This window comes from Promicromonospora thailandica, assembly GCF_024171955.1.
Classification (GTDB): domain Bacteria; phylum Actinomycetota; class Actinomycetes; order Actinomycetales; family Cellulomonadaceae; genus Promicromonospora; species Promicromonospora thailandica.
The window spans coordinates 257,795-277,579 of the sequence record NZ_JAMTCS010000001.1 but is presented as its reverse complement, the minus strand read 5'-3'; the positions used below and the strand labels follow the sequence as shown (position 1 = coordinate 277,579).

At 73.1% G+C, this 19,785-nt stretch carries 20 protein-coding genes; 12 read left to right on the top strand and 8 right to left on the bottom strand.

All coding sequences use genetic code 11. From position 1 onward, the window contains the following. Nucleotides 1–72: 72 nt before the first annotated feature. The 5 genes from APR03_RS01320 (at nucleotide 73) to nagB (ending at nucleotide 5,180) form a co-directional block, all read left to right on the top strand. Nucleotides 73–1,371: an extracellular solute-binding protein gene (locus tag APR03_RS01320; RefSeq protein ID WP_253831993.1), complete on the top strand. Its 1,299-nt coding sequence runs from the start codon at nucleotides 73–75 to the stop codon at nucleotides 1,369–1,371. 137 nt (nucleotides 1,372–1,508) lie between these two features. Then, nucleotides 1,509–2,459 carry a carbohydrate ABC transporter permease gene (locus APR03_RS01315; protein ID WP_253831991.1) on the top strand — a complete coding sequence of 317 codons (951 nt, stop codon included), beginning with the start codon at nucleotides 1,509–1,511 and terminating at the stop codon, nucleotides 2,457–2,459. Beyond that, complete coding sequence (locus APR03_RS01310; protein WP_253831989.1) at nucleotides 2,456–3,310, top strand: carbohydrate ABC transporter permease; 855 nt, start codon at nucleotides 2,456–2,458, stop codon at nucleotides 3,308–3,310. The genes APR03_RS01315 and APR03_RS01310 overlap by 4 nt, the downstream gene beginning before the upstream one ends. Then, nucleotides 3,310–4,401 carry an ROK family protein gene (locus APR03_RS01305; RefSeq protein ID WP_253831987.1) on the top strand — a complete coding sequence of 364 codons (1,092 nt, stop codon included), beginning with the start codon at nucleotides 3,310–3,312 and terminating at the stop codon, nucleotides 4,399–4,401. Before APR03_RS01310 ends, APR03_RS01305 begins: the two co-directional genes overlap by 1 nt. Continuing rightward, nucleotides 4,401–5,180: a glucosamine-6-phosphate deaminase gene (gene nagB / locus APR03_RS01300; protein WP_253831985.1), complete on the top strand. Its 780-nt coding sequence runs from the start codon at nucleotides 4,401–4,403 to the stop codon at nucleotides 5,178–5,180. Before APR03_RS01305 ends, nagB begins: the two co-directional genes overlap by 1 nt. Before the next feature lie 66 nt (nucleotides 5,181–5,246). Here nagB and APR03_RS01295 read toward each other — a convergent pair whose 3' ends face one another. Next, nucleotides 5,247–6,674: an AAA family ATPase gene (locus APR03_RS01295; RefSeq protein WP_253831983.1), complete on the bottom strand. Its 1,428-nt coding sequence runs from the start codon at nucleotides 6,672–6,674 to the stop codon at nucleotides 5,247–5,249. Between the two features lie 170 nt (nucleotides 6,675–6,844). On the opposite strand from APR03_RS01295, the gene APR03_RS01290 reads away from it, so the two are divergent. The 5 genes from APR03_RS01290 to APR03_RS01270 all read left to right on the top strand — a co-directional run bounded on the left by APR03_RS01290 (nucleotide 6,845) and on the right by APR03_RS01270 (nucleotide 11,679). Then, the gene (locus APR03_RS01290) at nucleotides 6,845–7,147 is read left to right on the top strand and encodes a DUF3039 domain-containing protein (protein WP_253831981.1); all 303 of its coding nucleotides are present in this window, start codon (nucleotides 6,845–6,847) and stop codon (nucleotides 7,145–7,147) included. Then, nucleotides 7,144–8,949 carry a DEAD/DEAH box helicase gene (locus tag APR03_RS01285; protein ID WP_253831979.1) on the top strand — a complete coding sequence of 602 codons (1,806 nt, stop codon included), beginning with the start codon at nucleotides 7,144–7,146 and terminating at the stop codon, nucleotides 8,947–8,949. The genes APR03_RS01290 and APR03_RS01285 overlap by 4 nt, the downstream gene beginning before the upstream one ends. A gap of 91 nt (nucleotides 8,950–9,040) precedes the next feature. Further along, the gene (locus APR03_RS01280; RefSeq protein WP_253831977.1) at nucleotides 9,041–10,486 is read left to right on the top strand and encodes a nicotinate phosphoribosyltransferase; all 1,446 of its coding nucleotides are present in this window, start codon (nucleotides 9,041–9,043) and stop codon (nucleotides 10,484–10,486) included. Between the two features lie 141 nt (nucleotides 10,487–10,627). Beyond that, nucleotides 10,628–10,936: an ATP-dependent Clp protease adapter ClpS gene (gene clpS, locus APR03_RS01275; protein WP_275977003.1), complete on the top strand. Its 309-nt coding sequence runs from the start codon at nucleotides 10,628–10,630 to the stop codon at nucleotides 10,934–10,936. Continuing rightward, the gene (locus APR03_RS01270; protein WP_253831975.1) at nucleotides 10,933–11,679 is read left to right on the top strand and encodes a DUF2017 family protein; all 747 of its coding nucleotides are present in this window, start codon (nucleotides 10,933–10,935) and stop codon (nucleotides 11,677–11,679) included. The genes clpS and APR03_RS01270 overlap by 4 nt, the downstream gene beginning before the upstream one ends. Before the next feature lie 4 nt (nucleotides 11,680–11,683). Here APR03_RS01270 and APR03_RS01265 read toward each other — a convergent pair whose 3' ends face one another. Together APR03_RS01265 and murI are read right to left on the bottom strand one after the other, a co-directional pair. After that, nucleotides 11,684–12,511 carry an MBL fold metallo-hydrolase gene (locus APR03_RS01265; protein WP_253831974.1) on the bottom strand — a complete coding sequence of 276 codons (828 nt, stop codon included), beginning with the start codon at nucleotides 12,509–12,511 and terminating at the stop codon, nucleotides 11,684–11,686. Next, nucleotides 12,511–13,314, bottom strand: a complete 804-nt coding sequence (murI, locus tag APR03_RS01260; RefSeq protein ID WP_253831972.1) for a glutamate racemase — start codon at nucleotides 13,312–13,314, stop codon at nucleotides 12,511–12,513. The genes APR03_RS01265 and murI overlap by 1 nt, the downstream gene beginning before the upstream one ends. Before the next feature lie 157 nt (nucleotides 13,315–13,471). On the opposite strand from murI, the gene rph reads away from it, so the two are divergent. Both rph and rdgB read left to right on the top strand, forming a co-directional pair. Further along, on the top strand, nucleotides 13,472–14,224 hold the full coding sequence (rph, locus tag APR03_RS01255; RefSeq protein WP_275976940.1) for a ribonuclease PH: 753 nt from the start codon (nucleotides 13,472–13,474) through the stop codon (nucleotides 14,222–14,224). Between the two features lie 39 nt (nucleotides 14,225–14,263). Beyond that, on the top strand, nucleotides 14,264–14,911 hold the full coding sequence (rdgB, locus tag APR03_RS01250; RefSeq protein ID WP_253831971.1) for an RdgB/HAM1 family non-canonical purine NTP pyrophosphatase: 648 nt from the start codon (nucleotides 14,264–14,266) through the stop codon (nucleotides 14,909–14,911). Between the two features lie 245 nt (nucleotides 14,912–15,156). Here rdgB and APR03_RS01245 read toward each other — a convergent pair whose 3' ends face one another. From APR03_RS01245 to APR03_RS01225, 5 genes are read right to left on the bottom strand one after another with little or no spacing between them, the layout of a single operon-like run. Next, nucleotides 15,157–15,549, bottom strand: a complete 393-nt coding sequence (locus tag APR03_RS01245; protein WP_253831969.1) for a DUF3054 domain-containing protein — start codon at nucleotides 15,547–15,549, stop codon at nucleotides 15,157–15,159. 41 nt (nucleotides 15,550–15,590) lie between these two features. Beyond that, the gene (locus APR03_RS01240; protein ID WP_253831967.1) at nucleotides 15,591–16,379 is read right to left on the bottom strand and encodes a LytR/AlgR family response regulator transcription factor; all 789 of its coding nucleotides are present in this window, start codon (nucleotides 16,377–16,379) and stop codon (nucleotides 15,591–15,593) included. Between the two features lie 5 nt (nucleotides 16,380–16,384). After that, entirely contained in the window at nucleotides 16,385–17,731 is a 1,347-nt protein-coding gene (locus APR03_RS01235; protein ID WP_253831965.1) for a histidine kinase, read from the bottom strand. After that, nucleotides 17,718–19,448, bottom strand: coding sequence for a solute symporter family protein (locus APR03_RS01230; protein WP_253831963.1), 1,731 nt, complete (start codon nucleotides 19,446–19,448; stop codon nucleotides 17,718–17,720). Before APR03_RS01230 ends, APR03_RS01235 begins: the two co-directional genes overlap by 14 nt. Then, entirely contained in the window at nucleotides 19,445–19,783 is a 339-nt protein-coding gene (locus tag APR03_RS01225; RefSeq protein WP_253831961.1) for a hypothetical protein, read from the bottom strand. Before APR03_RS01225 ends, APR03_RS01230 begins: the two co-directional genes overlap by 4 nt. Nucleotides 19,784–19,785 lie beyond the last annotated feature (2 nt).

Sequence of the window (19,785 nt, the reverse complement as noted above, 5' to 3'; positions counted from 1 at the left end):
GTGTCGGCGGCAGGCGACCCACTCACCATGCACCACCGCGACACATAGTCGTATCCCGGGAGGAAGACACACGTGAACAGAAACCGTCTGGTCGGCGCCGCGGCGTCGGCGATCACCCTGACGCTCGCGCTCAGCGCCTGCGGTAACGCGGGCGGCACCGCCGGTTCCGCCCCGGAGGAGACCGGACCCGGCGAGGTCCGGGTCTGGCTCGTCGGCTCGGACACGCCCCCCGAGGCGCGTGACTACCTGAAGAAGACCTTCGAGGAGGAGAACCCGGGCAGCACCCTCACGATCGAGGAGCAGGCCTGGGACGGGCTCGTCGACAAGTACACGACGGCGCTGGCCGGCTCGGACGCCCCCGACGTGGTCGAGATCGGCAACACCCAGGCCGCCGCGTTCACCTCGAACGGCTACTTTCGTGAGATCACCGCCGAGGAGTTCGAGAACCTGGGCGGCTCGGACCTGCTGCCGGGTTTCGTCGAGGCAGGTGACTGGGAGGGCAAGCACTACGCCCTGCCGTACTACTCGGGCTCGCGGGTGGTCTTCTACTCGAAGCAGGTCCTGGGGGACACCCCGGTGCCGACGACGCTCGACGAGTACGTCGAGACCGCCGTCGACCTGCGGACCGACGACCTGTCCGGCGTTTACTGGCCCGGCCAGGACTGGTACAACGCCCTGCCCTTCATCTGGGAGAACGGCGGCTACATCGCCGAGCAGGCCGAGGACGGCACGTGGGAGGCAGGCTTCTCGTCGGAGGGCGGCCTCGCTGGCCTCGAGCAGATCCAGACGATCATGACCGAGGGAAACAACGCCCCGGCCGACACCAACGAGGACGACCTGCAAGTGCCGTTCTGCGAGGGCAAGATCGCTTTCGCGTCCGCACCGAGCTGGGTCCAGTGGTCCATCAACGCTCCGGAAGAGCCGGAAGACCCCGAGGGCGTGCCGGGCTGCGCCTCCACGTACGGCAAGGACCTCGAGGGCGTGGCACTGCCGGGCAAGGATGGTGGCGTCGCCCAGGTGTTCGCCGGTGGCTCGAACATCGCCATCGCCCAGAAGTCGGCCCGCCCGGACCTCGCGATGAGTGCCTACGAGATCCTGCTCAGCGACGAGTACCAGTCGATCCTCGCCGGCATCGGCCTGATCCCGGCCCAGACCTCGCTCTTCGAGAAGGTCGACCAGAAGACGTCGATCGGCAAGGCCGCTGTCGAGGCCGCCGCCAATGCCAAGCTGACCCCCGCCTCTCCGAAGTGGGCAGACGTCGAATCCCAGAAGCTGCTCCAGACCGCCTTCTCGAAGATCGCCGCCGGCGACGACGTCAAGACCATCGCCGAGAAGCTCGACGCGGACATCGAGGAGATTCTCAACGGCTGACCTGAGTCAGCACGACTTCCCGTCTCGCCCGGTGCGGCCCCAGGAAGCCCGGGCGGGACGGGACACCACTGCCCGCCTGATGCTCGCTGTCGCGCTTCCAGCGAAGGGGTGTCGGCCGCCTCCAAGGAAGACAGGACATGAGCACCACACTTCTAGACCCCGCGGCGCCAGCGCGCCAAGCGATCCGGCAGAGAAGGCGACGGCCGCCCTATCTGCCGTGGCTCCTCCTCTCGGCCACGATGGTCATCCTCGGCGTGATGACTGGCTCTCCGGTGCTCCGGCTGTTCGTCATGTCGTTCCAGGAGTACGAGCGTGCACAGCTCATGGGCCAACCCGCCGAATGGGTCGGCCTCGACAACTATGCGACGGTGCTGACCGACGTCGAGGGCTTCTGGACCGTGCTGGCGCGCAGCTTCGCGCTCATGGTCGTCCTCGTGGCCATCACGATCATGCTCGGCATGCTCGTGGCGATGCTCATGATCCGCGTCAACAAGGGAATGCGGCTCCTCGTGTCCGTGGGCCTGCTGCTGGCGTGGGCCATGCCGTCGCTCTCCGCGACTACGGTGTGGGGCTGGGTCTTCGACACGCAGTACGGCGTCGTGAACAACCTGCTCACAGCCATCACTGGCGATCAGTGGTTCGGCCGCTCCTGGCTGATCAACCCGTGGTCGTTCTTCCTGATCCTCACGTGCATAGTCGTCTGGGGCGCCGTACCGTTCGTCGCGTTTACGCTGTACGCGGGCCTTACTCAGATCCCAGGGGAGGTGATGGAGGCCGCGCAACTCGACGGCGCGAGCGCCTTCCAACGCTTCCGGCTCATCCAGCTGCCCTACGTGCGCAGCATTATCACGGTGCTCATCGTCCTGTCGATGATCTGGGACCTCAAGCTGTTCACCCAGGTGTTCGTGCTGCAGGACATCGGTGGCAACCGCGAGCTGACCAACACCATCGGTGTCTATATCTATCAGATGGGCATGGCCCAGGGGCACTACGGCCTGGCGAGCGCAATCGGCGTCATCTTCGTGATCGTCATGCTGGCCATCTCGTACCCCTATGTGCGGCGCACGCTGCGGGAGGAAGAGCTGTGATCACGATCCGCAAGCGTCTCGCCGACACCGGGTTTGGCGCCCTGGCCCTGATCGTCTTCGCCTTCTCGGCGTTCCCTGTGTACTGGATGGTCAGTACGTCGTTCCTGCCGAACAACCGGATCCGCGGCGAGGACCTGGCGTTCTTCCCCACGCCGGACGTGTTCACGCTTGACAACTACCGGTCGGCAATGTTTGGCGAGACGCGGGCGCCGTTCCCGCCCGCGGTGCTGAACTCGATCAGTGTCACGTTCCTGACCCTGGTGATCGCCCTCGTGGTGGGCTTCGTCGCGTCGCTGGCCCTCACCAGGTTCCAGTTCAAGGGCCGGCGGACCTTTATCGTGCTGATCCTCGTCGTCCAGATGATTCCTGGAGAGGCAATGATCGTCTCGATGTTCCGGATCATCGACGGCTGGCAGCTGCTTAACACGATCATCGGCCTGACGCTCGTGTACACGGCCGGTGTCCTGCCGTTCACGATCTGGACGCTACGTGGTTTCGTGAACGGTGTACCCAAGGAGCTGGAGGAGGCGGCGATGATCGACGGCTGTTCGCGGGCCGGCGCGTTCTGGCGGGTCACGTTCCCGCTGCTGGCGCCGGGCCTGGTGGCCACCGGTGTGTTCGCCTTCATCCAGGCGTGGAACGAGTTTGTCACGGCGCTGGTCATCATGCAGCGGCCCGAGGCGATGACGCTCCCGCTCTGGCTGCGCACGTTCGTGCAGGCCACGCAGGCCACCAACTGGGGCGCCGTCATGGCGGCCTCGGTGCTCATCGCGATCCCCGCGGTGATCTTCTTCCTGATCGTGCAGGGCCGGATGACCGGTGGTCTGGTGTCCGGCGCGGTGAAGGGCTGATGGGCAAGGACGGGATGGGCCGGTACACGGTAGGGCTCGACATCGGCGGCACCAAGATCCTGGGTGCGCTCCTCGACCCCGAGGGTGAGGTGGTGGCCACGGTGCGCCGGTCCACGGTGCACGGCGCCGAGGGCCTGGTGGCGGGCGCGGCGCAGGCGGTGCGCGACGTCGTCGCGTCCGGCGGGGCGGAGCTCTCCGCCCTGGCCGGCGTCGGGCTGGGCATCCCCGGCATCGTCGACCACCGGTCGGGCACGGTGAAGCACGCGGTCAACCTGGGTGTGCACGACGACGAGCTGCCGCTCGCCGAGCTGCTGTCCGCGCAGGTCGGCGGGGTTCCGGTGGTGGTCGAGAACGACCTCAACGTAGCCGCGGTCGGCGCGGCGCACGTGCTGGAGCGGTCGGCCGGTCCGGCGGACCGGGCGGGTGGTACCGGCGGTTCCGACGGGCTCGCCGTGGCCGGCGGCACCGACGCGGTCGGTGGTGCCGGCGGTACCGGCACGCCCGGCGTGGCGAACGTTTCCGGTGCGGCCGGTGCGGCCGGCGAGGCGGACGAGCACGAGGATCTCGCGTTCCTCGCGCTCGGTACCGGCCTCGCCTCCGGCCTGGTGCTGGACGGCGAGCTGCGCCGCGGCGCGAGCGGCGCCGCGGGCGAGATCGGGCACATCCCGGTGGACCCGCTCGGGCCGGAGTGCCCGTGCGGGCAGCGCGGCTGCCTGGAACGGTTCGCCTCGGGCAAGGCGCTGGAGGCGGCGTGGCCGTCCCGGCACGGCAAGCCGTCGCCGGTGGAGCTCTTCGAGGCGGCCCGCGCAGGCGACGAGGAGGCACTGGTGGTGCGCGACCGGTTCGCGGCCGCCGTCGCCTCGGCGGTGCGGCTGCTGGTGCTGACCACCGACGTGCGGCACGTGGTGCTGGGCGGCGGCGTGGCCCAGCTCGGCGCCGAGCTGCTGGACGTGGTGCAGGACGCGCTGCGCGAGCAGGCCAAGGTGTCCGCGTTCCTCGGGTCGCTGCGGCTCGCCGAGCGCGTCAGGCTGGCGCCGACGCACGTTCCGGTCGCGGCGGTCGGCGCCGCCGTCCTGGGGAGGAGAGGCTGATGGAGGTTGTGATCGCGCCCGCGGGCGAGCTCGCCGCGCTGGCGGCGGGCGCCGTCGAGGAGCTGCTGCGGGCCCGACCCGACGCGGTGCTCGGGCTGGCGACGGGGTCGTCCCCGCTCGCCGTCTACGACGAGCTGGCCCGCCGGCACAAGGACGGGCTCTCGTTCTCCCGGGCCCGCGCGTTCATGCTGGACGAGTACGTGGGCCTGCCCGCCGACCACCCCGAGCGGTACCGCAACGTGATCGAGAAGGAGATCGCCTCGCGCGTCGACTTCGCACCCGGGGCGGTGCAGGGGCCGGACGGGCTCGCCGACGACCTCGCGGCCGCGTGCGCGGGCTACGAGGCGGCGATCGCCGACGCCGGGGGCGTGGACCTGCAGATCCTCGGCATCGGTACGGACGGGCACATCGCGTTCAACGAGCCGGGCTCCTCGCTCGCGTCGCGTACCCGCATCAAGACGCTGACCCGGCAGACCCGCGAGGACAACGCGCGGTTCTTCGGCGGCTCGGTCGACGACGTGCCGCGCCACTGCCTCACCCAGGGGCTGGCGACCATCATGGAGGCGCGGCACCTGGTGCTGCTGGCCTCCGGGCGGGCCAAGGCCGAGGCCGTGCACCAGCTCGTGGAGGGCCCCGTCTCGGCGATGTGGCCGGCCACGATCATGCAGCTGCACCCCCACGCGACGGTGCTGGTCGACGACGCGGCGGCCTCGCGCCTGCAGCTCGCCGACTACTACCGCCAGACCTACGCCGACAAGCCGGCCTGGCAGGGTCTCTGACCTGCCCCCGACCTTGACGACGTGTCAGACGCTCAGGTCACCCGGGTGACCTGAGCGTCTGACACGTCAGAGGTAGTTGCCCGCGACCGGGGCGGGCTTCCAGCGGCCGGACGTCGCCACGTCGGCCACGCGCTCGGTCGTCAGGTCGTCGGGGCCGTGCTCCAGGATCGAGCGCCGCGCCACCTCGCGCAGGTCCGCGCCCGTGGCGCCGTCCAGGAAGGACGCGACGAGCGCGACGTCGACCGGCGTGCCCGGCGGCAGGAAGAGCCGCAGGATCTCCGTGCGGCCGTCCTGGTCGGGCGGGGGTACCTCCACGATGGTGTCGAAGCGCCCGGGACGCTTGACCGCCGGGTCGAGGGCATCCGGGTCGTTCGTGGTGGCGAGCGTGAGCACGTCGTCGGAGCTGCGGGTGCCGTCCAGGGCGTCCAGGAACTCCGCGAACGAGGTGTCGCCGCGCGACCCCTTGGCGGCCACCGAGTCGATCTCCTCCAGCACCACCAGGCACGGCCCCAGGCCGCGGATCTCGTCGTACAGCTCGGTCATCCAGGTGCGCAGCACCTCGGCGGTGACGAGCACGACCGTGAGCGGCCCGGCCAGCTCGGTGGCGATCACGCGCGCGAGCTTGGTCTTGCCCACACCGGGCCGGCCCGCGAGCAGCAGGCCGCGGGACGTGGTGTGGCCCAGGGCCCGCAGCGCGTCGCGGCGGGTCGTGACGCTGGAGCAGAACAGGTCCACCTCGCGCCACAGGTCGGCGGGCAGCACGACGTCGCCGCGGGCCTGCGGGGTGTGCGTGACGGGGGTGAGCTCGACCGAGCCGGTCGACGACCGCGCCGACAGCACGCCGCCGCGGTACGGGTGGTCCGTCTCCAGGGTCCGGGTGAGGTCGGCCAGCACCCGTTCGGCGAGGGCGAGCCCGCCCGGCGGCGTGAAGGCGGTGACCGTCGGGGTGCCGTACCGGTAGGCGACCTCCACAGCCACGGCCGAGTCGTACGCCGACCCGGCCGGGAAGAGGACGGTCGCCACCGCCGGGACGCTCACCGAGGTGCCGTTGCCCAGGTCGAGGGCCGCGCGCTGGGGCGCCCCGCCCGGTCCGAACACGGCCACGTCGTCCGCGTGCCGGTCGATCCACCGCTGGAGCGCGTACCCGTGCAGGCGCTGGAGCGTGCGCGACATGTCGCGCGAGACGTTGACCAGCGCGCTCTCGTCGACGTCCCAGCGGCGGGCGAGCCACTCGGCCGACGTGCGCGGGTCCTTCGGGCGCTCGGGGACGGGCCGGCCGAGCATCGCGGCCACGGCGGCCACCGCCCGGCGGGCGCAGTCGTCGTGGTCGCCGAAGTCGGGCCAGTCCACTCCGGGCAGGCCGCCGGGCAGCCCGTCGGCCAGGGCGACGGGCAGGGCGGCGGACAGCGTGGCGGCGAGGTCTGGGTCGGGTGCGGGGCGGGGCGGGGCGTCGTCGGGCAGGGTGAGGCTCCTCTCGGGGCGGGGTCGTGGCATGCGTCAGTTATAGCGGTGCCCACCGACACGCCCGCAAGGAATTCCCGGCGGGCGATTCCCGGCGGGAGGTGCGGAAACGCGCCGTGACCTGCACGGGAACCGGTCGGTGAACACGTCGGGACGCGTCGCCCGCGCCGTGCCTGTCGGTGGTCCCGCGTAGACTTCTCGGCATGACCGAACCACTCTCCACCCCGCAGGACGACCCCCGCACGCAGGGCGGTACGAGCGTCCTCGAGCGCGAGGAGACCCGGGAGGAGGCGCAGCCCGGGGACCACGAGCGCTTCGCGCACTACGTGCGCAAGGAGAAGATCATGGAGTCCGCCATGAGCGGCAAGCCCGTGATCGCGCTGTGCGGCAAGGTCTGGGTGCCCGGCCGGGACCCGGGCAAGTTCCCGGTCTGTCCCCGGTGCAAGGAGATCTACGACGGTCTCCGTGACCCGCAGGACGGCGGCGAGGGCGACTCCGGAAAGTGACGAGCCAGCCGCAGCAGCTGCCCCACACACCGTCGTCTGCGGCCGCTTCGTCGCTCAGCCCTGCCTTCCCGCGCCGTGCCCCCTGGGGTACGGCGTCGAGCCTGCGCGCCTGGCAGGCCGAGGCGCTGGAGCTGTACCGCGAGAAGAACCCGCAGGACTTCCTCGCCGTCGCCACGCCCGGCGCCGGCAAGACGACGTTCGCGCTCCGCATCGCCACCGAGCTGCTCGAGCAGGGCATCGTCCGGCGGGTCACCGTCGTGGCGCCCACCGAGCACCTCAAGACCCAGTGGGCCGACGCCGCGGCGCGCGTCGGCATCCGCATCGACCCGCAGTTCAAGAACTCGCAGGGCCGGCACGGCTCGCACTACGACGGCGTCGCGCTCACCTACGCGCAGGTGGCCGCCAAGCCGGCGCTGCACCGGGCGCGCACGGAGGCGGCGCGCACCCTCGTGATCCTGGACGAGGTGCACCACGGCGGCGACGCCCTGAGCTGGGGCGACGCCGTCCGCGAGGCGTTCGAGGGTGCCGAGCGGCGGCTCGCGCTGACCGGCACGCCGTTCCGCAGCGACACGTCGGCGATCCCGTTCGTCCAGTACGAGGCCGACGCCGAGGGCATCCGCCGCTCGAAGGCCGACTACACGTACGGCTACGGCGAGGCGCTGCGCGACCACGTCGTGCGCCCCGTCCTGTTCATGTCGTACGCGGGCGACATGCGCTGGCGCACGAAGGCGGGCGACGAGGTCAGCGCCCGGCTCGGCGAGGCCATGACCAAGGACATGACCGGCCAGGCGTGGCGTACCGCGCTCGACCCCGAGGGGCAGTGGATCCCGTCGGTGCTCTCGGCCGCGGACAAGCGCCTCACCGAGGTGCGCCGCACCGTCCCGGACGCCGGCGGTCTGGTGATCGCCACCGACCAGGACAACGCCCGCGCCTACGCCGCGCACCTGCACGAGATCACGGGCCGGCGGCCCACGGTCGTGCTGTCGGACGACGAGGGGGCGTCGGGCCGCATCGAGGAGTTCGCGCAGAGCGAGGACCGCTGGATGGTCGCCGTCCGCATGGTGTCCGAGGGCGTGGACGTGCCGCGGCTCGCCGTCGGCGTGTACGCCACCAGCGCCTCGACACCGCTGTTCTTCGCCCAGGCGATCGGCCGGTTCGTGCGTGCCCGCAAGCGCGGCGAGACGGCGTCGATCTTCCTGCCGAGCGTCGCGCCGCTGCTCGGCCTGGCGAACTCGATGGAGCAGGAGCGCGACCACGCGCTCGACCGGCCGCGCACGGCCGAGGAGCAGGGCATCGAGTACGACCCGGAGGCCGCGCTGGTGGCCGAGGCGAACAAGGAGGAGAAGGCCTCGGGCGAGCTCCTGGGCTCGTTCCAGGCGCTCGACGCGCAGGCGTCGTTCGACCGGGTCCTGTTCGACGGCGGCGAGTTCGGCGCGGGTGCCGACGTCGGCTCGGCGGAGGAGCTCGACTTCCTCGGGCTGCCGGGCCTGCTGGAGCCCGACCAGGTGGCCACCCTGCTGCGGCAGCGGCAGGCGGACCACCTCCGGGCACGCGGGGGTGCGCCGAGCGCCCGCGAGGTGGAGGCGCAGCGCTCCGAGCAGGAGCACCGGCGCGCCGGTGAGCTGCGCAAGGAGCTCTCGAAGCTCGTCTCGGCGTGGGCCAAGCGCAGCGGCCAGCCGCACGGCATGATCCACACCCAGCTGCGCCGCACGTGCGGCGGGCCGGAGGTGCCCCTGGCGACGGCCGACCAGCTCGAGGCACGGGTGGCCCAGGTGCGTCGCTGGTTCGTCGGGCAGAAGTAGTGGCGAGCGCCACGATCCGCATGCTGAGACACAACGGCGCCACGCCCCGGTTCGCACTACCTGGGCCGGTTCTCTGGCCTACCGTGAGTGCATGACCGACGAGCTCCGGGGCATCGGCGCCCCGCTCACAGACTCGTGGCCTGCGTTCGACAACGGTGTCGACGAGCCTCGGCCGCTTCCCGCAGCACCCCTTCCGGCGGTGCGCCCTTCCGTGGCGCTGCTGACCGACCGCTACGAGCTGACCATGCTCCAGGCCGCCCTGGCGGACGGGACGGCGCACCGGCACTGCGTGTTCGAGGTGTTCACGCGTCGGCTGCCGGCCGGGCGCCGCTACGGCGTCCTGGCGGGCACCGGTCGTGTCCTGGAAGCGCTGCCACACTTCACGTTCGAGGACGCCGAGCTGGCGTATCTCGAGGACAACGGCGTGGTGGACCGCAGGACTCTCGACTACCTCGCCGACTACCGGTTCTCGGGCACCATCCAGGGCTACGCCGAGGGGGAGGTGTTCTTCCCGGGCTCGCCCGTGCTGCAGGTGGAGGGCAGCTTCGCCGAGGCGGTGCTGCTGGAGACCCTGATCCTGTCGATCCTGAACTACGACTCGGCGGTGGCCTCCGCGGCGTCGCGCATGACGAGCGCCGCCGGCGGGCGGCCCGTGCTGGAGATGGGCTCGCGGCGCGCGAACGAGCAGGCCTCGGTCGCGGCGGCCCGGGCGGCCGTGATCGGCGGCTTCGCCGGCACGTCCAACCTCGAGGCGGGCATGCGGTACGGGCTGGACACGATCGGCACCGCCGCGCACTCGTTCACGCTGCTGCACGACAGCGAGCGGGACGCGTTCGTCTCCCAGGTGGCCGCGCTCGGCCCCGGCACGACGCTCCTGGTGGACACGTACGACGTGAAGCAGGGCGTGGCCACCGCGGTCGAGGTGGCGGGCACCGGGCTGGGTGCCGTGCGCCTCGACTCGGGCGACCTGAGCGGCCTGGCGCAGGAGGTGCGCCGCCAGCTCGACGGGCTCGGGGCGCGGGACACCAAGATCGTGGTCACCTCGGACCTGGACGAGTACGCCATCGCGTCGCTGGCCGCCGCGCCGGTGGACGTGTACGGCGTCGGCACGTCGGTCGTGACCGGGTCGGGGGCGCCGACCTGCGGCATGGTCTACAAGCTCGTGGCCCGCGCCGACGCGTCGGGCGTGCTCCAGCCCGTGGCGAAGGCGTCCGCGAACAAGGCCTCCCGGGGCGGGCGCAAGGCCGCCGCGCGCCGGTACGGCCGGGACGGGCACGCGATCGAGGAGATCATGGTGACCGGCCCGGACACGGCCGTGGCGGAGTGGACGCCGCAGAGCGACGACCTGCGTCCGCTGCTCGCGCCGATGGTCGTCGACGGGGCCGTCGACTCCCGCTGGGTCGGGCCGTACGGGGTGGCGAACGCGGCCATCAACCACGGCATGGTGCGCGCCGAGCTGCCGCGCGGAGCACGCAGGCTGTCGGCCGGCGACCCGGCCATCCCGACCGTCGACCTGCGCCTGGACGCCACCTGGTGACCTGCTCGTGACGGGCCGGGGACGGCAGGTCACAGCCAGGCGACAACTTCGCGAAAATTGTGGACAAGGGTGTCCAGTCCGGGGACAGAACCGCCTAGAGTGAGACCTGTGACTTCTTCCCCTTCGCCGCTGCTCACGCCCCTGGGGTCAGCCGGGACGGCCGTCGAGGAGGACACCGACGCGGACCTCGTGTCGGGGGTCGCTGATCCGTGGGTGACCATCGTCTGGAACGACCCGGTGAACCTCATGTCGTACGTGACGTACGTCTTCGAGAGCTACTTCGGGTACCCGCGCGTCAAGGCAGAGCGGCTGATGACTCAGGTGCACAAGAACGGCCGCGCCGTCGTGTCCAGCGGCGGACGCGAGCGCATGGAGGTGGACGTGCAGGCGATGCACGGGTTCGGGTTGTGGGCGACCTTGCAGGAGTCCGGCGCACGGGGAGTCGCATGACTCCGTTCCGCGCCATGCGGCGGGGTTACGAGGCCAGGCTCGAACCGGTGGAACGGGTGGTCCTGGCCCGGGTCGCGCGCGACGTCGCGGACATGCTCCGCGAGGAGGCCGGCCTGGACCTGTTCGACGACGGCGGCGAGCCGGGACCGTCGGCACACCCCGGGCCGGGCAAGGGGCAGGCGTGGGCCAACGGCCTGCTCGCCCCCGACGAGCTCACCGACGCCGACCTGGCCCGCCTGACCGGCGTGACCGGGATCGCCCGGCACCCCACGGACCCCGCCGCGCAGCGGCTCCTGCCGGATGCGAGCAAGGACGACCCGGAGCTGGCCGGCGAGTTCCGCCGCCTCACGCAGAACGACGTCGCGCGGGCGAAGGTGGACCGGCTCGAGGCGTTCGCCGCGCTGCTGGACCTGCCCAGCGACGCGCCCTCGACGCTCGGCCGCCACGGCGCACCCCCGCCGGTGCGGGTCCCGCGCGAGGACGCCGAGCAGTTCGCCGGGGCGCTGACGGACGTACGGCTCGTGATCGCGGAGCGGCTCGGGCTGAAGACCGACGAGCAGGTCATGCACCTCACCGACGAGATCATGTGGGACCGGCAGGCCGGCCGGGAGATCCCGGTGGCCACCGACGGCCGGGCCGCGCGGCGGTTCTGGTCGGGGGTGTTCGTCGCGGCCGGCTACGCGCAGGAGACGCTGATGGACGTGATGCTCGCGGAGCTGCGCGGCCGCCGTCCGCTCAGCTGACAGGTCAGATGTCGTAGGGGGTGCCCGGGCGGGCCAGGTCGACCGGGCCCGCGTAGGCGCCGCGGGCCTCGGCCAGGGAGACCGCGGGGTCGTTCCACACGGGCAGGTGCGTCAGCAGCAGACGGCGGGCGCCCGCGTCGGTCGCGAGCCGGCCCGCGCGGTGGCCGGTCAGGTGGATGCCGCGCTCGACGACGTCGTCGCGCCCCTCCACGAACGCCGCCTCGCTCAGCAGCAGGTCCGCGTCCCGTGCGAGCTCGACCACGGACTCGCAGGCGTCGGTGTCGCCCGTGTAGGCCAGCGTCGCCGTGCCGCCCGCCGTCGACGGGCCGGTGACCCGCACGCCGTACGTCTCGACGGGGTGGAACACGCGGTAGGGCTCGATCGTCAGGGGACCGACCTGGACCGACGGGTGCTCGGCCCAGGAGCGGAAGTCGAAGTCGTTCGCCATGGACTCGCCCTCGCTCAGCCCGTAGGACAGCGCGACGTGGCGGCCGGCGGTCGACGGGCCGTAGACGGGCAGCGGGGCGCCGCGGCCGCCGTCCCGCAGCGAGCCCCGCACCGGGTGGTACCGCAGGTAGACGTACAGCCCGGCGAGGTCGGCGCAGTGGTCCGGGTGCAGGTGGGAGATCGACACGGCGTCCAGCGCCATCGGGTCCAGCTGCTGCTGCAGGGCACCGAGGGCACCGTTGCCGAGGTCGAGCAGCAGGTTCCAGTCGCGGGCCTCGTGCCCGGCGGCGGCCGCCTCGGCCGCGGTGACCCGCACCAGGTAGGAGGACGCGGGCGTCGAGGGGCCCGGGAACGACCCGGAGACCCCGAGGGGGATCAGGCGCATCAGACGGCCTCCACGAGGGACACCTCGGGGCCGAGGAACCGGCTGGCGAGCTGACCGAACGGGGCCGGGTCGCCGGTGGTCAGGAAGCGGTGCACGGGCGCGCCCGCGTCGGGGGTGCGCTCCAGGTCGTGCTCCACGAGCGTGCGGTACACGTCCTTGGCGGTCTCGTCGGCGCTGGAGACGAGCGTGACGTCCTCGCCCATCACGTACGAGATGGCGCCCGCGAGCAGCGGGTAGTGCGTGCAGCCCAGCACGAGCGTGTCGACGCCGGCCGCCCGGACCGGGTCGAGGTACTCGTGCGCGAACTTCTGCACCTCGGGGCCGGACGTGCGGCCCTCCTCGACGAAGCGCACGAACTCCGGGCACGCCTGGCTGGTGATCGACAGGCCCGGGGTGACGTGGAAGGCGTCGTCGTAGGCGCGCGACTGGATCGTGGTGCGCGTGCCGATCACGCCGATCCGCCCGGACCGGGTGGCGGTCACCGCGGCGCGCGCGGCCGGCAGGATGACCTCGACGACGGGGATCCCGTGGCGCTGCGTGTACCGCTCGCGGGCGTCCCGGTACATGGCGGACGACGCCGTGTTGCACGCGATGACCAGCATCTTCACGCCGTCGGCCACGAGCCGGTCCAGGGCGTCCAGGGCCATCGCGCGCACCGCGGCGATCGGCTTGGGGCCGTAGGGGCTGTTCGCGGTGTCGCCGAGGTACCGGACCTGCTCGTTGGGGAGCTGGTCCAGGATGGCGCGCGCGACCGTGAGGCCGCCGAGGCCGGAGTCGAAGATCCCGATGGGCGCGTCGTTCACGGGGTGAAGCCTAGCGATCCCAACGCGCCGCAACCGCGACCCGTGAGCCGTGCCACGCGTGACGCGTACCACGTTTCGCCAGGTCAGGAGGTCAGAGCGGTGGGTGCCACCGGATCCGGGGCCGCCGGTCGGCCCGCGCGTCGCTAGGGTGGTCCGCATGACCTCCAGCACCAGCGACATCGTGCGGGCCGACGGCCGCGCCACCGACCAGCTCCGCCCCGTGACCATCACCCGCGGCTGGCTCGACGAGGCCGAAGGCTCGGTGCTCGTGGAGTTCGGTCGCACGCGCGTGCTGTGCGTCGCGTCGTTCACCGAGGGCGTGCCGCGCTGGCGCAAGGGGTCCGGCGAGGGCTGGGTCACCGCCGAGTACGCGATGCTGCCGCGCGCCACGAACGAGCGCAGCCAGCGCGAGTCGGTGAAGGGCAAGATCGGCGGGCGCACGCACGAGATCTCTCGGCTCATCGGTCGCTCGCTGCGCGCCGTCGTCGACATGAGCGCCCTCGGCGAGAACTCGATCGTGCTGGACTGCGACGTGCTGCAGGCCGACGGCGGCACGCGCACCGCCGCGATCACCGGCGCCTACGTGGCCCTCGCCGACGCGATCGCGTGGGGCCGCCGGCACGGTCACATCAAGGGCGGCAAGGAGGTGCTGTCCGACTCGGTGTCCGCCGTCTCGGTCGGCATCATCGACGGCACGCCCATGCTCGACCTGCCCTACGTCGAGGACGTGCGCGCCGAGACCGACATGAACGTGGTCGTCACGGGCGGCGGCACGTTCATCGAGGTGCAGGGCACCGCCGAGCACGCGCCGTTCGACCGCGCGGAGCTCGACGCGCTGCTCGACCTCGCGGTGGGCGGCACCGCGGAGCTCGCGAAGATCCAGCAGGACGCGCTGGCCCGCGAGCTCTGAGGCGCGGGACCCGAGCGCGCCGGCTGGCATGATCGGGGCATGACCTCCTTGAACGTCCCGCCCGCCGCCCGCATCGTCCTCGCGACCCACAACGCCAAGAAGGTCGGGGAGCTCCGTGCCATCCTCGAGGCCGCCGGCCTTGTCCTGGCCGACGGCGGACTGGTCACCTCGGGCGAGGTCGGCGCGCCCGAGCCGGTGGAGGACGGCGTGACGTTCGCCGAGAACGCCCTCATCAAGGCCCGCGCGGTGTGCGCGGCGACCGGCCTGCCGGCCGTCGCTGACGACTCGGGCCTCGCGGTCGACGTGCTGGGCGGCGCGCCCGGCATCTTCTCCGCGCGCTGGGCCGGCCGGCACGGCGACGACCTCGCCAACCTGGAGCTGCTGCTCGGCCAGCTCGGCGACGTGCGCCCGGAGCACCGGCAGGCCGGGTTCGTCTGCGCGGCGGCCCTGGTCACGCCGGACGGGCGCGAGGAGGTGCAGCTCGGCGAGATGCGGGGCGTGCTGGCCACCGCGCCGCGCGGCACCAACGGGTTCGGCTACGACCCGATCCTCGTGGTCGACGAGGACGGCGGACGCACCGCCGCCGAGCTGTCGCCGCAGGAGAAGAACGCGATCTCGCACCGCGGCAAGGCGTTCCGCGCGCTGGCCCCGGCGATCCTGGACGCCCTGACCGCCTCGGCAACCTGACCGGCGGGTCACCTTCGCGGCGCCGCGCTCAGCGCGCCCCCGCGACGGACACGGCCGCCCGCGCCTCCCCGGCGCGGCTGCTCGCCGCCGCTCCGCTTCGAGACCGAGGTTGCTTCGCTTTGGAGCCGCCCACAGCGAAGCAACCTCGGTCTCGAAGGGGATCGGGGGGATCGGCGGGGGATCGGCGGCGGGGGCGGGGCGGGAGTGGCGGCGGGAGCGCGGCGGGCCGGCGGGCCGGCGGCGGGTCAGGGCCGCGGCGTGCGGCGGCGGCGGGTCAGCGTGGCCACGGCGCGCCAGCCGAGCAGCGTCAGCGCCAGGAACGCCGCCGTCACCAGCGCGAAGGACCACGCCAGGCCCCCGCCCGACACGCCTCGCAGCGCCAGCCCGCCCAGCACCGTCACGGCCCACACCACGACGCCGGTCGGCCACACCCGCGCCGGGTGCCGCCAGGCGCGCGCCACCAGCCAGCCCAGCACGGCGGCCAGCGCGAAGGGCCACACCACGCGGCCGAAGGCGCTCAGCAGGTTCCCGTCGTGCGACGCGATGCCGATGGCGGTGAAGGCGAGGACGGCGACGGCGTCGGCGGCCGCGGCGGGCCAGACGGGCGCGGTACGCACGGAGGGCGCGGTGGTGCTCACGCGTCGAGCGTAACGTCGCGCCGCCCGACGCCGGTCGCGGGTCAGACGCCCAGCCGACGGCGCAGCTCCGGCGCCTGCCGCCGGGAGACCTCGACCCGGCTGCGCTGCCGGTCGTTCATCACCAGCGCGAGCGCGCCCTTGAAGTCCGGCACGAGCTCGCGCACGTGGTTCAGGTTCACGAGGTACGACCGGTGCGCCCGGAAGAAGTGCCCGTGCAGGCGGCGTTCCAGCTCGTTCAGGGAGAAGGTCACGAGCAGCCGCTCGTCCGCGAGCTTGAGGTAGGAGTAGCCGCGCGCGGCGCTGGCGTACACGATCGCCGACTGGTCGACCAGCACCGTGCGGCCGTCGCGCTGCACCGGGACGCGCGCGAGCGGCTGCGCGGCCTCCTCGCCGCGCCGCCCCGGCCCACCATTCGGCGGGCCGACGGCGGCCGGTGCGCCCGGGCCCGGCGGCGCGTCGTCCGACCCGGTGTGCTCCAGCGCGCGTTCCAGCGCCCGCCCCAGGCGTTCCGTGTCGAAGGGCTTGACCAGGTAGTCCGCGGCCGCGAGGTCGAAGGCCTCGACCGCATGGTCCGGGTAGGCGGTCGTGAAGATGACCTTGGGCGGGTTCGGCAGCTCGCGCAGGGCGGCCGCGACCTCCAGGCCGCTGCCGCCGGGCATCCGGATGTCCAGCAGCACCAGGTCGTAGGGGAGCGACCGCAGGAGCAGCAGCGCCTCCTCACCGTTCGCGGCCTCGCCCACCACCTGCACCCCGCCGAGCTCTTCCAGCAGGTAGCGCAGCTCGGCCCGGGCCGGGGCCTCGTCGTCGACGATCAGGGCGCGGGGGCGCATGCGCCTCAGCGTAGCGGGACGCGTACCTCGACGACCGTGCCCTCACCCTCGGTCGACTGGATGTCCAGGGTGAACCTCTCGCCGAACAGCGTGGTGAGCCGCTCGGAGATGTTCCGGAGGCCCACGCCGTCGCCGGCCCGGCCCGGCGCCGCCCCGCCGAGACCGTCGAGCACGTCCGCGGCGACGCCGACGCCGTCGTCGGTCACGCGGATCGTCGTCGTGCGCGTCAGGGGGTCCACGCGCGCCCGCAGCGTGACGGTGCCGCCCTCGACCTTGGCCGCGAGCCCGTGCTTCACCGCGTTCTCGACCAGCGGCTGGATCGTCAGCACGGGCACGTGGGCGGTGAGCACCTGCGGGTCGACGTCGTACCGCACGCGCAGCCGGTCCCCGAACCGGGCCTGCTCCAGGGACAGGTACGTGCGGACGAAGAAGTACTCCTGCGCGAACTCCGCGAGCTGCCCCTCCTGCCGCACCGCGTACCGGAAGAAGTCCGAGAGCCGCAGCAGCAGCTGCCGGGCTTCGTCCGGGTCCGTCCGCGACTTGGACGCGATGGTGTTCAGGATGTTGAACAGGAAGTGCGGGTTGATCTGGGCGCGCAGCGCGTCGAGGCGGGCGTCGGCGGCGAGCTTGCGCTCGCGGTCGGCCTCGGCGAGCTCGAGGTGCAGCGACAGGATGCTCGCCATGTCCTCGACCTGGTCGCGGGGCGCGGGGTCGTCGTGCGTGCGGAACACGCCGATGGCGCCCACCACGCGCGACCCCACCACGAGCGGCACGACGACGGCGCTGCGCAGGGGGCAGCCCGGCACGTCGCAGCCCATGGCCGACGGCCGGCGGGACACCACCGTGCGTCCCTTGCCGATGGCGCTCCGGACGGCGGCCGCGCGCACCGGGCCGCCCGCCTCGTGGTGGTCCGACCCGGGCCCGACGAAGGCGAGGTTGAGCTCGCGGTCGGTGATCACCACGGCGTCGCCGCCGAGCAGCGGACGCAGCCGGGTGGCGGTGCGGCGCGCGGCGTCGGCGGTGAGGCCGGACCGCAGCGGCATGCGGTGCCCCGCCACGATGCGCCGGCGGGACCGCTCGGCGCCGCGGCCCTCCTCGGGGCCACGTCCCTCCCGTGCGGCCGGCCGCGCCCCGGCGGGGCGTCCCCGGAGCCGCCGCCGCAGCGCGAGGGGAGCGCGCGGCCCGCGCAGCGCGGAGGGGTACCCGAGCACGAGCAGCACCGACGCGGCGGTGCCCGCCACCACCGTGGTCCCGACCCCGAGCGGAGGCGACACGACGACCTGCGTCACGAGGTACACCACCGCCCACGTGCCGCAGATCGTCGCCGCGAGGAGCGCGCTACCCGTTCGCACCGCGGCCCTCCCGCCGCCGGGCGGCGCGACCGGACCGGCGCCGTGTGGGTTCGAGGCTCGCGAGCGTCAGCCGGGCGAGGCGTTCGGCGTGCCGGTCGGCGGCCGTCCCGTGCAGCACGAGCCACTGCCGCTCGACGTCGTCCGGCGGCGCGGTCCGGCGGGAGACGAGCCAGGTGACCAGGGCCGCGAGCGGTGCGGCGACGAGCGTGGGGGTCATCAGGGTCTCGCCGAGCCCGGGGCCGACCGGCAGGGCGCCCAGCACGAACATGCTCACCGAGACGGTGCCGCCGACCGCCATGCCCGCGGTGGCGCCCGCCGCCGTCGTGCCGCGCCACCAGATGGCCAGGACGAAGACCGGGGTGAGCGCGGAGCCCGCGATCGCGAAGGCCCACGTCACCATCGCCGCGACGATGGACGGCACGGCCGGGGTGAGCTCGCGCGGCTCCATGGCGATGGCCAGCACGCCGGCGGCGACGGCGACGAACGCCGTGCTCACCCGGCCCGCCCACACGGCCTGGCTCTCGCTGGCGCGGGGGTTGATGTGCCGCTCGTAGACGTCGTGCCCCCAGGAGGCGGCCGCGGCGAGCAGCAGCCCCGCGATGGTCGACATCACGGCGACCAGGGCGCCCGCGGCGACGACGGCGAGCCCGGAGTCGCCGCCGTAGATGCGCCCCAGGACGGGCAGCGCGTGCTCGGGGACGCGCAGCACGCCGTCGACCGTGAGCTCGTCGAGCCACGGGTGGTCGTCGACGGCCGCGGCGATCTGCTGCCGGGCCGCGGTGCCGAGCATGACGGCCAGCGCGTAGAACAGGCCGGCCAGGCCGATCACCCACACGGTCGTCATGCGCGCCGCGGTGCCGGTCGGGCTGGTGAAGTAGCGGTTCATCACGTGCGGCAGGCCGGCGGTGCCGAGCACGAGCGTGAGGATGAGCGCGAACTGGGCCAGCGGCCCGTACGCCGCGCCCGGCTGCCCGAACAGCGCGGGCGTGCCCGGGTCGATCTGGTTGGCCTCGGGCCGCAGGTACCACCCGTCGTCGCCCTGCGCCGGGTTGGCCAGGGGCTCGGCCGAGAGCTCCGCGACGGCGGACGAGTAGTGGAATCCGGACCCCGCCACGGCGAGGGCCAGCCAGACCAGCGCACCCAGCAGCAGGAGGAACTGGATCGCCTGCGTCCAGGTGGTGCCCCGCATCCCGCCGAACGCGACGAGCCCGGCCACGACCGCCGTCGAGAGCACGACGCCGGTCGCGTACGCGGACAGCCCCGGCAGCCCGCGCCCGACCAGCAGCTGCCACGTGATCCCGCTGCCCACCGCCTGCGGGATGAGGTAGGACAGGATGACGATCTGCACCACCCCGACGGCGACCAGCCGCACGCGCTCCGACGCGAGCCGGCGCCCGAGGAAGTCGGGGATCGAGAACTCGCCGAACCGGCGCAGCGGAGCCGCCACGAACAGCAGCACGGGCACGAAGCCCGCCGCGAACCCGACGGCGTACCAGACGCCGTCCAGCCCCGAGACGTAGACGGCGGCCGCGACGCCCAGGAACGACGCCGCGGAGAAGTAGTCCCCGCAGATGGCCAGGGCGTTCGACGCGACGCCGACCCGCTGCCCGGCCAGGTAGAAGTCCACCGTGGAGGAGCCCCGCGGGCGCATGACCAGCGTGACCAGGGTGACGAGGGCGAGGAGGACGGCGAGGGTGCCCGCGCCGGCGGCCGTCACGAGCGGTCGCCGTCCGCCGGGAAGCCGTCGTCCTCGCCGGTGTGCCGGCCGCCGAGCATGCGGGCCTCGACGGCGGACGAGAGGGACGCGGCCGCCAGCCCGATCACCAGGAAGAACGCGTAGAGCCCGAAGGCCGCCATGGCGAAGCCGGGGCTCATGCCGCCCGCGAGCTGCCCGTCCGACCACCACCCGAGGGTGAGGGACAGGGCGGGCACGCCCAGCACGGCGACGAGGAAGAGGACGACGTGCGTGATCGCGACGCGGCGCAGGGTCCGGAAGGCCGCGTCGACCTCGGCCGGGGTGTCGTGCTCGTCGACGCCGTCGTCGTACTCCATGT